We start from the raw sequence: 15,537 nt of genomic DNA, 5'->3' as shown, positions 1-15,537 counted from the left end.
CCCGAACTCAGAAGTGAAACATCGTAGCGCCAATGGTAGTGTGGTTCGCCCATGTGAGAGTAGGTCATCGTCAGCTCTCTATTCTGAAATATCCCCCGACTAGTTATCTAGTCGGGGGATTTTCTTTGTGTGCGGTTTGAAATTAATCTAATAATTTTATTGTGTAATATCAGCTGAAAATAGAAGAGATATAGTCAGTTATTACTTATTCTGTGCCTATCTTAACTTAATTAATCATTACCCATCTATCATTTAAATATCTTGTTGAGCTTGATTACTCAAAATATGTTCCCATTTATATATTTAGTAATTTCACCTAATTAATCAAATAGGATGGTACATATGTTTAAATTAACTGGTACAGCTCTTCAATCAGCACAAATTTCCATCGCACGCTATTGCCTTAATCTTGAACTACAGTCAGGTGCTATAAATATTTCTCATGTTATAGCTAATATAAATGATGAATATCACATTGTTCCATCAAATGCAATGAATGCATTGATCAATGATATCGAAAATGCATATAACTATCTCAAAAATCAGCAGACAACTGAGATATCTCGTGCTGGTTATTGGAAGTTTAAAGCGCTATCGCCATTTGAAGCGAAGCAAGAGTTAAGTAATGAACTATCAAGATTAAACGTTTAATTAGTCAATCAAGCTGTATTTATTGCATGTGGTTGGACTCCTATTCCCTACACTTTAACAAAGTGTAGGGAATAGGACGTTAGATACTTATTTCAAGTTTATTTGCGTGTATTTGTGAAAAATTAGACTATGATATAAATCTGCATATAGAAATTACAAATTTTAGTATAAGAGAAAGCCTCTTTTCTGAAAATGAGCTATAAGAGATTAATGAGGATATAAAAATGTTTCGTGAGTTTGGTTGTACTAGACACTATGATGTACATTAAATAATATCTTGAAGTTCTTTATTCTTCTTTGAATTTTGGCACACCTTTTTCCCAGACATCCCAGTTATCAACGATGTGATCGACAGTTTTTGATCCTACTAGCACGATATTTTCTACTGTTTCTGCAAAGCCACCAGCTGTTTCTCCTGGCGCTGGATCTAGATGTTGAAGCGTAGTCTCATTTGGGTTACCTTGGTCAAAATTCACTGCACCACGTAAGCTCATTATGCGTTCAATACCTACCGTTCTGTTAAGTACTTGTGCTATTGCAGCGGCTTCCATTTCAGTGATAATGTAATCATCTGCATTATATAACTCAGCGATGTATTGAGCTTGTTCTGACAACCCTGGTCCATGAAAAAAAGTATCTCCTGTCATATGAGTACCTACGGTGATAGCTGGGCTCCGTCGTGCTGCTGCATCAGGATATTTCATTCGATAGGCGCTGGCTTCTTTTGAATCTTTTAAAGCAACTGACTGGCTTAAATGTAGATTCCATTTTAGTAGTTCAGAGTTAAGTTGATAGCGGCGAATATCTTCATAGCCTTTGCGAGGTGTAAACGTAGGTGCACCTTTTTCACCTTCTTCGGCTTTCCAGCGGTGACCTAAGTCATAATCTACGAGCCAAGACGCCCAGCTTACATCACCTATTGTGCCTTTACTCGGTGGTGTTCCTGCGACACCGCTTAGAACGAAGTAGCTTTTGCTAAAGTCAAATTTAGGAGAAAGTGTGATTGCTTGCATGGATGCTGAAGACCCTACTTTACCCATGCCTAATACTGAACCACAGACACCTTCGGAGTTACAATAAACTGGGCTATGAGCGCCTTCTACTTTTATAGGCTTACTGTCTGTAAAGTATTGATTATACCAATGCTGAAATTCGCCTGCTTTATCTCCACTATTCTCACCAATTTCAAACATCGCTGCGATAAATACCTTTACTTGGATTTTATCTTGATGAGTTTCAGCTTGTGCATTACTGCAAAACATAAGTATCATGGTAAAAATAGATAAATGAAAAAAATGTTTTTTTATAAACATATGGGCCGCCTATTTAAAGTATTTGTGTCTGGATTTATAATTTAATTAGCAATAACTAAAAAATTTGCTAAAACTAAATAAATGCTTATATATATCCGATATAGAATAGCATAATCTGTAGACAGGCTGGAGCGTTCAGCCAGTGTAGAGGGTAGGTCAAAAATTTCTGATCTGAACAGAGTTTCCTTTTTTTTACTAATTTTATTTAACTATTTACGCTGTGCAGTTATATTTTCAATAAAAATTTCTACCGTGACTATTGGACTGGATCTTCACTGTTATGTGGCACTTAATAGCGACTCATACTATTTATGCTTTTCGTTGTTTTAGGGCTTGCTGTTACTACTTTTAGGTTATCGGATATATATTTCAGCGAGGTTTAACTAATAGCTTGTTTAAGACGATTTGATAATGAGGAATTTTTCTACTATAGATTAGATTAATTTAAGGAAAACAAGTGAAAGCTAAATTTGCAGGTATTCAATATTTAGGCGACAGCGGTATTACCCAAACATGTAAAGAGGCGGTTATACAGCTCATACATGGTGGTGAAAAAATACAAGACGTGAAAATACTAACCTTTGAAGAGGCTTATTCACATACTCATGCGCTACTGCTAACCCTCAAGTATGATATTCAGATAGTCATTAAAGGTGGTTTTGCTTCTGGCTACGAGGGAGAGGCACCAAAAGGATATGCATTTGTCTTGAACTTATTACGCAACTATACAGACAGTATTAATGAGTACATCATTTCAAAATCGATTTTTGAACATATATCCAATTCAAGTTTAACCGTGAAAGATTTAGACTATATCAATAGTATCAAGCCAGTGCGTCCTTCTAGGTGGTATGATTCTGCTTATATTCACAAGGAACGTGAGCGCAATATTTTTAGTGAGTTTCCGCTTACCATTCCTATGGCACTGCTTAACCCACGCCTGATCGAGCTAGCATTGGATTTTGATAAGAATCCAGACAATGCAATTATGGGTGCATACCGAAAGCTGGAATCTGTTGTCAGAGAACGTACAGGCTTACATAATGAAAGTAGTGTCAAGCTATTTGCAAAAGCATTCCAAGGTGACGATTCTATTTTGTGTTGGGAAAACTTAGATTCAGGTGAATCTAAAGGCAGAGCGTCGCTGTTTACTAGTATCTTTATGGCTTATCGTAACAATCGGGCACATCAAGAACCTCGTCATAATTTGAGGGATGATATTCGAGAGTTTATGTTAATCAATCAGTTATATATTTTAGAAAGTGAAGCAGCATTAAGATACACATAACGTTGAGAAGAATTATTAGCTTAAGTTAAAACAGAGTTGCAGGACTTCGTAGGCTAGACTTTTTGTGTAAAAAGTAATGGTTAGATGTATAGAGCAGTAACATGGATATATTAACGTTGCATTACGGGCTTTTGAAAAGGAATACACATTGAAAGTTCAATGGAAGAAAAATAAAAATTTGAAGCCATCTATTCTACTAAAGAAAATTGATAGTCTGAAAGTAATTGAAGATGGAAGGGTATTATTCTCAGGTTTCGAGTATCGTGATGCAGTTTTGGCTTTGGAAAGCATGATCAGTTTTCCTCTCATAGCCGATGATTTGGATAAACATACTCTTGTACAAAAAACTATAGGGCAAGTTGTTAAGGACTATGAGATCAAATCTGAAACATTTCTTTCCAAGCTTAGAGAGAATATTCTCTTAGATGTAGGAAAAAGAGACAATATATACTATTTGCTAACTTCTTTATCTGTAAATAACTTGCGCGTACGAAAAATTGCTTTTCAAGGCTGTATATTTAGATTTTATAAAAATAATTTTCCGAGCAAGTTTAAAGGTAGAAAAGAGTTATTAAATAAGAATAAGCCTCGTAGTAAAGTTGAGTCAGATGGTTATACTAAAGTTGTAGTTGAAATCAAAGCTAAATCAGAGAACATAGCTATAAATAAGTCTATGAAAACGCTTGATCTTCTTCGTAGTCTCTTTGCTATTTATAGCAATAGTTCAGCAGAACTAATTGGTAATGATTGGCAGCCTATCAATAAAATTCGTCTAGGTGAGTTTCATACAATACACAATGAATCAGGAAAAGTTTTTGAAGAATGCTTTTGGTACGATCCTAGTTTTTTAGAAGCTAGACTCTTTTCATTAGAAAACGAAGAGCCTGTTATTAAAAATATTAGAATGATAATTGATAGGCTTTCTAAATTCGAAAGACAATATAGATATATCCTACATGATGCTTTATTACGGTTCGTTCGTGCTTTTGATGAAAAAGATCAGAATATAGCAGTTTTAAGAGCTTGGGGAGCATTAGAGTCTATAGCTGCTCCTAACGAGAGTAATTGTGATTCTGTAACTACTCGTTGTTCATTTCTTTTCGAAGATTATGAGTATCATAAACAGATACTTGAGCATTTAAGAGAATATCGAAATCGGAATGTACATGCTGGACAAGAAAGTGAAATGGCTAAAAGTTATGGCTTTCAAATACAAAGATACTTTATTAACATCTTTTTATTTCATATTCGCCAGCAGAATACTTTTCATTCAATCGATGAAGCTAATCGGTTTTTAGATTTACCAGCAGATAGAGATAAATTGATTTTCTTACAAAATATGATAAATAAGTCTCTTAGATTTAGAGGGTATACTTGAGAGCATTATACTCTTTAAAATTATCGATATTAACCTCACTTTTATCACAATCTATATTTAAAAATAACTATCAAAGAGAACCCCATGACAACCTCAAAAGTAACCTACCAAGGCAATTTACGCACCCAAGCCATTCATTTACAGTCGAATAATCAAATCATCACTGATGCCCCGACAGACAATCATGGTAAGGGTGAAGCATTTTCTCCGACTGATTTGCTAGCGACCAGTTTGGGCAGTTGTGTCTTAACGATTATTGGTATCAAAGCCGAAGCGATGGACATTGATATCTCAGGTACGACCGCAGAAGTCACCAAAGTCATGGCTGCCAAACCAAGGCGTGTGAGTGAAATACATGTCGTGGTCAATTTCTCTAAGGCATTGGACGAGAGTACCTTAAAGCGATTTTATAAAACCGCATTAACCTGTCCAGTAGGCAATAGCTTGGATCCTGCCATTACTCAAAGTCTAGTATTTAACAATGGTACAGAAGCCTAATATGTCTACTAAGACTTTACTCATTGTTGCTCATGCGCCATCGCCTAATACTCAAAAATTGGCGCAGGCAGCTTATGACGGTGCCAATCATCCTGATATAGATATCACTGTGATTTTGAAATCACCGCAGGATACACAGCCTGAAGACGTGTTGGCTGCTGATGCGTTACTGCTAGGTACGACTGAAAATCTGGCGTATATGGCAGGGCTGACCAAGGACTTTTTTGATCGTTGCTATTATCCCGTGCTAGAAGAGAAGCAAGGTATGCCATTTGCGGTATATATACGTGCAGGGCATGATGGTACAGGTACCAAGCTTGCGCTCAAAACGATTACAACGGGGCTACGTTGGTCATGGATTCAAGAGGCGCTGATACTACAAGGCGATTGGCAAGATAGCTTCGCTGAGCAAGTAGAAGAGCTTGCTATGACGTTGGCCGCTGGGGTAGAAGCGGGTATTTACTAGTATGAGTTGTTTGGCGGCGATTAGGTCAGTCTTTGACAGTACCTTTTCATCTACTGCTATCAATACTGAGAGCATAACAAACAGTCTGGGAGAATAGTGATGCATGACGATAATCTGGATAGTGATAATCCAAATAGTAAAGTAGATATTTCTACATTGCCGTTTTCTCAAGCGTGTGAAAACAATAAACAGCCTATTTTAGAGTTACTTCAGACAGAGCTACAAGGCTTTAGTCATGTGCTAGAAGTTGGCTCTGGAACAGGTCAGCATAGTGTTTACTTTGCGCCTCATTTGTCACATTTAAAATGGCAAACTAGCGATGTCACTGGTAATCATCGCCATATAATCGCTTGGCACAATGCGTATCCTGCACCTAATTTATATTCGCCATTAGCGTTTGATTTGGCGCATGACTCAGTACCTGTTAGTAGTCATTTAGATAGTGGTCATTTAAATAGCAGTTATGTAGACAAACCTTATGATGTAATATTTACAGCCAATACTTTGCATATCATTAACTGGGCTTTGGTAGAGCGATTATTTGCATTGGCTAGTGATGCGCTACCTGTTGACGGTAAGTTGATTGTCTATGGCCCATTTAACGAAGATGGCAAATATACCAGTGAAGGTAATCAGCGATTTGATGCGATGTTGAGAGCAGGTAATCCTGACAGCGGTATTCGCGATAAAGAAGACATCGTCAGTCTAGCAAATGCTCATCATCTACAACTTTCGAAAACGTATACGATGCCTGCCAATAACCAGCTATTGGTATTTCGAAAGAATTAAATGCTTAAGATTGTATAAAAAAAGACACCTCAATGGATCGTTATCAGATCTTAATTAAGGTGTCTTTTTATTTGGGTTTTCTTATTTTTTTATACTATTAGTCTATTTATATTCTTCTGCTAAAAAATCCAAGTAGCGTTTCCAAGAGCGTTCATCGGCGCGTGCATCATATCTATCGCTGCCAAATACGCTAAAGGCATGTGGAGCGCCGCTATAGGTAACCATCTCATGAGGGATTTTGGCTGCTTCTAATGTCTTGCCCAAAGTCGCAAAGCTCTCTAGCGAAACAGATTGGTCAGCAGAGCCGTGAAATACTAGGATTTCTCCCGTAGTTTTGTCATAGCTTTGACCGGTTGGAATGTCGAATGCACCGTGGAAGGGTACAAAGGCTTTTTGCTCAAAGCCTGAGCGTGCTAGCTCTAACGCGACCGTACCGCCGAAACAATATCCCATAGTCGTGCCTTTGCGCACATCATTGCCTTGTAGTTGTCCTGCCGTCAGTGCTCCTGCCAATATGCGGCGCATTTTATTACGATCATCATATAGTTCCCCAGTTAGGCGTTTGTTTTCTTCGATAGAAGTGGGGCGAATGCCTTGTCCAAACATATCGGCCGCCAATACGTTGTAGCCTTCAGCCGCTAACATGTCAGCACGTTTGCGCTCATAGTCAGTTAGACCGTCCCAATCATGAATCAATAAGATAAAAGGTGCGTTTGGCTTATCCGCCTTGGCGTAATAGCCTTCGTATGCTTTATCATCGACCGTATAAGTTACGTTTTTGGTCGTGATAGCAGCAGCCGTTTGACTGAACGTTAATGCCATTAAACCCATTGACGCGCCTACTAGCAACGAGTGATAAGGTTTTTTAGTCGGGGAGCTTAGAGTTGGTAACATGGTAGGTGGCCTTATAGTTATATAAAAAATAGTCGCATCGTCAAATCCATATAAATCCGCTACATCGTCATCTTCACTAACCATACTAGTGTATAGCTTGCGCTCGGTTTTCTTGTATCAGAATTATTTGAATCCAACGATATAAAAAAGATAAATATAAGGCTAAAACCCTGCCAATTTATTTATCAACATCTCTGGTACTTCATAAAAAGCATACCTTAAAGAATAACTACATTACAAGATTCTATTGTTAACGTTTATGCGCCTTTAAGACCAACTAAAGCAGCTGGTGTATAGCGTCTATAGACCTTAACCAAACATCAACAAGGTTTACTATATACGCAACTATATTTGACTTATTTTTTGGGTAGTATAAGTCCTAAGCCTATTATTCCTTTACGAATTTTAGTGCGGTATCAATTTAACGCTCGGCAATGCTGAAAACACAGACAAATAAATGACAGATGAAGTCACCACTATCTCAAAGGATATCAAACCTGTGTAGGCACTCTTTTAATGATTTAAAAGAGCACTCTCAATCTATTAGCTAGGACTTTTTATGAATAATAATATCGATCATACGGACCCCGCCAAAGACATGAATACTGAACGTGGCAATGGTGGTGAAACCCATCAGCGTGCAGGCGACGACACCAAAGTATTGACCACGCAACAAGGTGTGGCCATCGCTGATAACCAAAACTCTCTAAAAGCAGGCACACGTGGGCCGACGCTATTAGAGGATTTTGTATTACGTGAAAAAATCAATCATTTTGACCATGAGCGTATCCCTGAGCGTATCGTCCATGCTCGTGGTAGTGCAGCACACGGTTATTTTGAGCTGACAGAGTCACTAGAAGAGTATACGACTGCCAAAGTATTGACCGAAACAGGTAAGCAAACGCCATTGTTTACGCGTTTCTCAACGGTAGCGGGTAACAAAGGCTCAAAAGACACGCCACGTGATGTGCGCGGTTTTGCTGTGAAAATGTATACGGAAGAAGGTAATTGGGATATCGTTGGTAACAACATGCCGATCTTCTTTATTCAAGACGCGATGAAGTTTCCAGATTTGATCCATGCGGTAAAACCAGAACCAGATCGTGGTTTCCCGCAAGCGGCCTCTGCTCATGATACGTTTTGGGATTTTGTCTCATTAAGTCCTGAAACCATGCACAATCTAATTTGGCTAATGAGTGATCGCGGTCTGCCACGTAGTCTACGCATGATGGAAGGCTTCGGTATTCATAGCTATCGCTTAATCAATAAAGACGGTAAGAGTACCTTTGTACGTTTCCATTGGAAGCCAGTATTGGGTGTACAGTCAACCACATGGGATGAGGCAGTGAAAATCTCAGGTGCTGATCCTGACTATCATCGCCGCGACTTGTTTGAGTCAATCAACAATGGTGACTATCCTGAGTGGGAGTTTGGCGTACAGTTATTTACCGAAGAAAAAGCAAACGAATTCCCATTTGACCATCTCGATGCGACCAAGCTGATTCCAGAAGAATTGGTACCAGTGAAAGTCGTGGGTAAGATGGTATTGAACCGCTATCCAGATAATTTCTTTGCAGAGACTGAGCAGGTAGCATTCTGCCCATCGCATTTGCCACCTGGTGTTGATTTTAGTAATGATCCATTACTACAAGGTCGTCTATTCAGTTACTTGGACACTCAGCTATCACGTCTAGGCTCGCCAAACTTTGCCCAGATTCCTATTAATGCGCCAAAATGTCCGTTTGCTAATAATCAGCAAGACGGTCATATGCAAATGCAAGTGCCTAAGACACGTGTACTCTATGAGCCACAAAGCCTAGATCCAACTCGTCCTCGTGAAAGCGCTAAACGTGGTTTTAACTCATTCCATGAGCAACTAGATGATGGCGTAAAAGGTCGCGTACGTGACGAAAGCTTTGCAGATCACTATAGTCAGCCACGTATGTTCTACCGTAGTCAGACAGCAACTGAACAAGCACATATCGCAACCGCTTATGCGTTTGAGCTAGGTAAAGTAGACACAGCCCATGTACGTACGCGTATGCTTAGCCATTTAATTCATATTGATGAAGACTTGGCCAATCGCGTAGCAACGGCATTGGGTATGGAGCTACCAGAGCCAGCGGATGCGGCTGCACCTGTCCAAGATTTGGGAACCTCTAAAGCGGTACAAACGATTGGCCTAACGCCTGATAGCCTAAAAGGTCGTATGATTGGTATCTTAGTTGCAGAAGGTTCTAATAGTAGTGAAGTTAAAAAGTTCGAAGATGCTGCCCAAGCGCAGGGTGCTAGTGTCAAAATCGTAGCGCCTAATAAAGAAGTCGTATTGGATGATGGTACACGCATACAAGCTGATGAGCGCCTCGCTGGTGGTCCGTCAGTGATGTTTGATGCCGTCGTTAGTATCATCATGCCTGACCAAGCTAAAAAGCTCGCAAAAGACAGCTCAGCACTAGATTGGTTCAATGATGCGTACAACCATTGCAAAGCCATCGCCTATTGCGGTGCGACTGATGAATTTATCCTAAGTAAACTACCAGTTGAAAAAGATGAATTTGTTACGCCATTGGCTGAGTTAGATGCCTTTATTAGCAATGCTAAGTCTCGTCTATGGGAACGTGAGCCAAAGGTTCGTGATCTTGCATAGTCGATAAGTAGGTAATTTACAAATTATCTAAGATAACAAATAAGATATTAAGTGTTTCCTTAAACCCAGCCTAAGTGCTGGGTTTTTGCTTTTTATTAATAAGATGAGAATTGTCATGGCATGGATAGAACCATACATACGGTTATCAATAGTAAGTTGTCTATGGTTAGTTGTTAGCTGCATCGTCTCTGTATGCCGCACTGCTTCTATATATAGTCACAGGCGTTCACTCAAAGTCGTTTTATTTGTGGTGGCGGGCGCTATACTAAAGATTGGCTATAAAACTGAACAAAAGCCTCACAATAATAACGACGAATGAGGTAGGGAACACCAATGAGTCTATGTGAAATTGTAAGATTAGAAGGATATATCCAGAGTAGCTATCTGGCAGTATATCCAGATAAAATAATGCTGTTAGATGGTTGCTGCCGTGCTGATGTACCGCTGGTGCTTGACTATATTAAGACAACATTAAAACGACCCGTCACCGACCTAAAAGTAGTGGTGGTCACGCATATGCATCCTGATCATGCAGGCGGTGCGAATAAGTTTCGAGAAGAGACTGGCTGTCTAATTGTCTCAGCAGATAGAAAAAAGCAGTGGTATAGCGGTATTGGCGGGCACACGATGCACTTCGTAGATATACATCTAGGATATTATGTGGCCAGACGTCAAGGTAGGCCATTTAAAAACCTATACTATTCGGCAAGTCTGAAACCGGATATCACCGTCACAGATGGTGAGCTTGTGCCAAAGTTCGATGAGTGGCAAGTATTAGAGACGCCAGGTCATACGGATCGTGATTTATCATTGTTTCATCTGCCCAGTCGTGAAGTATACACCGCTGATTTAATCATTAAGTTGCGCCACAAGTTTGTAGCGCCATTTCCTGTCTATTACCCTAAAGCTTATGTCCAATCGTTAAAAAAAATCAGGGCATTGCAACCGTCAATGGTGATGATGGCACATGGTCGAGAGCTAGCGATGAGTGAGGCAGAGTTTGATGAGTTTATCGCTCATGCGCCCAAGCATCCACGTACCATCAAAGATACGATCAGACATAAACTACTATGGCGCAAGAGAGATAACTTTCGACTGTTTAAACGTAAGCATAATAAATAGAGGTATATAAAAGTTAAGAAACTAATAGCTAAAAAACAACGTTTAAAAAACCCAGACGAAAAAAAGCCCAATTACTAAGATAGTAACTGGGCTTTCTAAATATGGTGGGCTGTCCGCGACTCGAACGCGGGACCAATTGATTAAAAGTCAACTGCTCTACCAACTGAGCTAACAGCCCTGAAGAGTATATAAAAAAGCAATGCTTTTTAACTCTGCAAGAGAAAATTCTAACTAAAGAACTTTCTAAAACTAAACATCTTAACGATGTCTTTTAAACTTATCTTTATTAGTCTACTACCGGATAGGGCAGAACGATTAATAAAGATTAAACTGAATATGGTGGGCTGTCCGCGACTCGAACGCGGGACCAATTGATTAAAAGTCAACTGCTCTACCAACTGAGCTAACAGCCCTAACGTTTAAAGTGTTTGTATCCCTAAACGTGAGAGCACATTATATATATAATTATGACAATTACAACCCCACATGATAAAAAAAGTGTAATTCTCTTATAAAATTGCCAATTTATTCCAGTTTCTTTAAATTTTTGCCATTATATCGATATTGACTGCTCTATTTTTGGCTAAAGCGAGTCAATAATCGATTATTAGTCTCGAGAAAGTGCTTCAACAGGATCTAATTTGGCGGCATTACGTGCTGGTAAGAATCCAAATACTACGCCAATTAACGTCGAACAAACAAAAGCGGCAATAATAGAGGTTGATGAATAGATAACTTTGAAATTATCACCGCCTACACTATTAATCAGCTCACCAATGGCAAAGGCCAGTCCAATACCAATCAGTCCCCCTAGAATACAGACCAAAACGGCTTCAATGAGGAACTGCTGCATGATATCGCTCTGACGTGCGCCTACTGCCATACGTACACCAATCTCGTTGGTGCGCTCAGTGACAGAGACTAGCATAATGTTCATCACCCCAATACCGCCGACGATCAATGAAATAACCGCGACTGATGAGATCAGCAGGGTCATCGTGCCTGTCGTCGACTCGATCGTTTGACGGATAGAGTCTGAATTGCGCAGCTCAAAGTCATCTTTACCATGGCGACTCTCTATTAAGTCAGAGATGGCCGTCTCTGCGGCGCTAGAAGAAATACTATCGTCTAATAACGCTACAAAGCGGTCGATATTGGTACTACCCGTGACACGCGACATCACCGTTGTATAAGGCATATAGATAGTAGGCGTTGTCACACTGGGGCCAAAGCCACCATCGCTCTCTTCGAGGACGCCAATCACGCGTCCAGGCACACTACCAACCAATATCACTTCGCCAACAGGATTATCAATATCTGAGAAAAAGGTCTGCTTAGCATTATCATCGATGATGATATCTTGACTACGTAATGTGACGCTTTTTGAATCAAACCCTTGACCCAATGCCAATGTCTCACCAGTGACGGTTAGATAGTCTTCGCCAACGCCGTTGACGGTAGCATCCTCTTGTATACTACGATAACGCACGCTAGAGTTGGCATTTACTTGAGGGCTGACGCTGATAATATATGGCTGATTGCCGACCGCTTCGGCGTCTTCTGGCGTCAAGTTGTCATCGTTATAGCGGCGTCTAGGGTCGCCTCTAGGGTAGCCATCATTGACGGTAATGGTATTAGTACCTAAGGAGCTGATATTAGCGAGGATTTGCTGCTGAGAGCCTTGTCCAAGACCTACGATAGATACAACCGCAGCAATACCGATGATAATGCCGAGCATAGTCAGTAGGGTCCGCATCTTGTGCGCGCGCATGGCTAGCAAAGACATCTTAAACGCTTCAAGCAGTCGATCGATAAAGCTACCAAAGGCACTTTTTCGATGTTCACCAAGGATAGATTCTGGTTTTTTGTCTGTGTGCTTATAATGCTCAGTTTGATAGTCAGCGATGACATAGCCGTCTTTTAGCTCAATCACACGCTCCGCTTGCGCTGCTAGCTTTGGATCATGAGTGACCATGATAATGGTATGACCTTGTGCACTGAGATCATGCAAAATCGCCATGACGTCTTCGCCAGACTTACTGTCTAGGGCACCCGTTGGCTCATCGGCCAAGATCACGTCACCACCATTCATCAGTGCACGAGCAACAGAAACGCGCTGCTGCTGTCCACCTGAGAGCTGATTGGGGCGGTTATTGACCTTATTGCCAAGGCCCAAATCCGTTAATAGCTTTTCAGCACGATTGGTGCGTGCTTCGGTATCCATGCCAGCATACACGGCAGGGACGGCGACATTGTCTTTGGCACTGATATCCCCAAGCAAATGATAGCGCTGAAAAATAAACCCAAAGTGCTCACGGCGCAGTTCTGCTAGCTGATCGGCATCAAGCTTACGAGCGGATTGACCATAAATCTTATAGTCGCCAGCAGTAGCTTGGTCTAGACAACCTAAAATATTCATCAAGGTGGACTTACCAGAGCCTGACTGTCCAATGATGGCAACCATCTCACCTTGATTGATAGTTAGATTGATATCATGCAAGACGCGAATAGTTTGCTCACCAGCAGGGAACTCTCTGATAATGCCAGACAACTCCATAATAGGCTTGCCTGGTGCAGGGTGATTAACGGTATTGGTTTTTGCCGAATTATTTAAGTTATCTGAGCTGTCTAAGTTATTTAAGTTATCCAAATTGTCTAAATTATCTGAGTTGTTTGAAAGGTTAGCAGAAGTGTGTGACCCTAAGTTTTGAGCCGTGCTACTTTCAGAGCTATCTTCAGTCGACGGTTTAGGAGATTGAGATATAGTCATAGCAGTGTCTTTAATAAAGGCTAATAAGCGTTATAGCGTTGTTATGAAAGGGCTGCTATGTTTAACAAGCCCTTTTTTATTCAACATAGTCAAAGAGCAAGTTACATTCGAGGTCCACCAGGGATACGGCCGCTACCTGATTTCTTACCGCTTTCTTCACTAATGATTACTTCTTCCCCTTCTTTCAGACCGCTTAAGATTTGCGCATTTACTCGGTTATCGATACCGACTTCTACAGTACGCTCTTCTACGGTTCCGTCCTCTTTTAGTACACGTACAAACTTGCCGGTAGCTGCTTTGCCTTTTTCTTTACCTTTAGAGCGTTTTTCTTGTATCACTGTTGACGGTACTAATAGCGCATTTTTGGCTTCATTGACGATGATATAAATCTGCGCGGTCATATCAATTCGGAACAAGCGGTCAGGGTTCGGCACTTCTACGTAGCCGACGTAATAGATAGCAGCGTCTGTCGAGCTGGTACTACTGATTTGCTCTGGGGCAGGTTCGATAGCGGTCAACGTTGCATCATACTGCTGGTCTGGATTACCGATGATGTTGAAATAAGCGGGCATACCAGCACTGACATTGATAACGTCAGCTTCCGAGATTTGCGCGTTGATACGTACGGTCGATAAATCTGCTAGCGTTACTAGTGTTGGCGCCGTTTGGTTGGCATTGACCGTAGTGCCTTGCTCAGTCGTAATAGAAACGACAGTACCTGATATCGGGGCGCGAATCGTGGTATAGCTCAAATCTTCTTCAGCAGTACTGACGTTGGTTCGTGATTTGCGTAACGCTGCTTGTTGGCTGTTGATATTGGCTTCAGTGGTCGCAATCGCCGCTTTTGCTGTATCGATAGCTGCACGTGCATTAGCAACGGCTGCTTTGGCGGTCTCGACACTGGTCGCTTGCGTGTCGTATTCTTGCTGCGAGATAGCGTCGATCGCGACTAAGTCTTGCAAACGCGCAAAATCAGACTGGGCTTGTTTAAGCTCAGACTGACGGCTGGCAAGATCGGCATAGGCACTTTTTAGACTGGCTTGTTTGCTTAACGATTCTGCTTGCGCACTTTGTAGCGCGGCTTCGCTTTGTTCAAGACTGGCTTGCTCATTGCTCAGGCTGTTCTTCTGAGTCACTTGATCAATCTGTGCAATCAAATCGCCTTGTTTGACTTCGTCACCGACTTCAACGTATAGGCGTTTTACTTCACCAGATACCTGTGCCCCTACATCGACGGTATTTAACGCTTTTACTTTACCAGATGCCATGACATTGTTTTCAATATCACCGACTTCAACAGTTGCAGTTAAATAATTAGGTGTGGTTTCTTCTGGTTTTAAAAAAGTATAGGCCAAAGCCCCTAATGCTACGATAATTAAGGTAATGACACCCCATTTTATAGCAGACTTTTTGCTTATTTTGCGCATGACAACAATCCAATCACAATTAAATCAAGTGTAGATATAGTAGAGACTTCACCTACAAAAGGAAATGGAAATTAGTTTACGAAAGGTTAAGGTAGCTAAGAATAGAGACAGATACAGAAAAGAAATGCTTACTAAAAATCAATAAAACGGAGATTATAGGAGAACAAGATAGGGTAGTAGAATCTGAATTTATAGTATTTAAACGTATAAATCAGTAAGAAAAACGTATAAATCAGTAAGAGAAGATATGGATACCTTGTTAATAGTAGAAACAATATAAAGTGGTGAGAAGCG

The 15,537-nt window shown here is 40.6% G+C and carries 12 protein-coding genes and 2 tRNA genes; 8 read left to right on the top strand and 6 right to left on the bottom strand.

Annotated features, from left to right (window positions below; all coding sequences use genetic code 11):
* Positions 1–342 precede the first annotated feature (342 nt).
* Positions 343–651, top strand: a complete 309-nt coding sequence (locus tag Q0788_RS04935) for a hypothetical protein (RefSeq protein ID WP_298808345.1) — start codon at positions 343–345, stop codon at positions 649–651.
* 287 nt (positions 652–938) lie between these two features.
* Here the strand turns inward: Q0788_RS04935 and Q0788_RS04930 are convergent, their stop codons facing one another.
* Positions 939–1,913: a purine nucleoside permease gene (locus Q0788_RS04930; protein WP_298808343.1), complete on the bottom strand. Its 975-nt coding sequence runs from the start codon at positions 1,911–1,913 to the stop codon at positions 939–941.
* Between the two features lie 508 nt (positions 1,914–2,421).
* Between Q0788_RS04930 and Q0788_RS04925 the strand changes: the two genes are divergently transcribed.
* From Q0788_RS04925 to Q0788_RS04905, 5 genes are all read left to right on the top strand, one after another.
* The gene (locus Q0788_RS04925) at positions 2,422–3,252 is read left to right on the top strand and encodes a TIGR02391 family protein (protein ID WP_298808341.1); all 831 of its coding nucleotides are present in this window, start codon (positions 2,422–2,424) and stop codon (positions 3,250–3,252) included.
* A gap of 148 nt (positions 3,253–3,400) precedes the next feature.
* The gene (locus Q0788_RS04920; RefSeq protein WP_298808338.1) at positions 3,401–4,630 is read left to right on the top strand and encodes a hypothetical protein; all 1,230 of its coding nucleotides are present in this window, start codon (positions 3,401–3,403) and stop codon (positions 4,628–4,630) included.
* 84 nt (positions 4,631–4,714) lie between these two features.
* On the top strand, positions 4,715–5,128 hold the full coding sequence (locus Q0788_RS04915) for an OsmC family protein (protein WP_298808336.1): 414 nt from the start codon (positions 4,715–4,717) through the stop codon (positions 5,126–5,128).
* 1 nt (position 5,129) lies between these two features.
* Entirely contained in the window at positions 5,130–5,594 is a 465-nt protein-coding gene (locus Q0788_RS04910) for a flavodoxin family protein (RefSeq protein WP_057758894.1), read from the top strand.
* 99 nt (positions 5,595–5,693) lie between these two features.
* Positions 5,694–6,383 (top strand): DUF938 domain-containing protein, encoded by a 690-nt coding sequence (locus tag Q0788_RS04905; RefSeq protein WP_298808331.1) that lies wholly within the window; start codon positions 5,694–5,696, stop codon positions 6,381–6,383.
* A gap of 102 nt (positions 6,384–6,485) precedes the next feature.
* On the opposite strand, the gene Q0788_RS04900 is transcribed toward Q0788_RS04905, so the two are convergent.
* A complete protein-coding gene (locus Q0788_RS04900) occupies positions 6,486–7,277 on the bottom strand; it encodes a dienelactone hydrolase family protein (protein WP_298808328.1) in 792 nt (263 codons plus the stop codon).
* Positions 7,278–7,836: 559 nt separating this feature from the next.
* Here Q0788_RS04900 and Q0788_RS04895 point away from each other — a divergent pair.
* Together Q0788_RS04895 and Q0788_RS04890 are read left to right on the top strand one after the other, a co-directional pair.
* Positions 7,837–9,924: a catalase gene (locus Q0788_RS04895; RefSeq protein WP_298808325.1), complete on the top strand. Its 2,088-nt coding sequence runs from the start codon at positions 7,837–7,839 to the stop codon at positions 9,922–9,924.
* Between the two features lie 333 nt (positions 9,925–10,257).
* Positions 10,258–11,046 carry an MBL fold metallo-hydrolase gene (locus Q0788_RS04890; RefSeq protein WP_298808323.1) on the top strand — a complete coding sequence of 263 codons (789 nt, stop codon included), beginning with the start codon at positions 10,258–10,260 and terminating at the stop codon, positions 11,044–11,046.
* A gap of 102 nt (positions 11,047–11,148) precedes the next feature.
* On the opposite strand, the gene Q0788_RS04885 is transcribed toward Q0788_RS04890, so the two are convergent.
* From Q0788_RS04885 to Q0788_RS04870, 4 genes are all read right to left on the bottom strand, one after another.
* Positions 11,149–11,224, bottom strand: a tRNA-Lys gene (locus tag Q0788_RS04885).
* Positions 11,225–11,383: 159 nt separating this feature from the next.
* Positions 11,384–11,459, bottom strand: a tRNA-Lys gene (locus Q0788_RS04880).
* A 194-nt stretch (positions 11,460–11,653) separates the two neighbouring features.
* Positions 11,654–13,603 (bottom strand): MacB family efflux pump subunit, encoded by a 1,950-nt coding sequence (locus Q0788_RS04875; protein ID WP_298808369.1) that lies wholly within the window; start codon positions 13,601–13,603, stop codon positions 11,654–11,656.
* Positions 13,604–13,917: 314 nt separating this feature from the next.
* Positions 13,918–15,243, bottom strand: coding sequence for an efflux RND transporter periplasmic adaptor subunit (locus tag Q0788_RS04870; protein WP_057758904.1), 1,326 nt, complete (start codon positions 15,241–15,243; stop codon positions 13,918–13,920).
* Positions 15,244–15,537: the final 294 nt, after the last annotated feature.

Source organism: uncultured Psychrobacter sp. (assembly GCF_947500265.1).
Taxonomy (GTDB): domain Bacteria; phylum Pseudomonadota; class Gammaproteobacteria; order Pseudomonadales; family Moraxellaceae; genus Psychrobacter.
The sequence above is the reverse complement of the archived record's forward strand: the minus strand, read 5'-3'. Positions and strand labels throughout refer to the sequence as shown.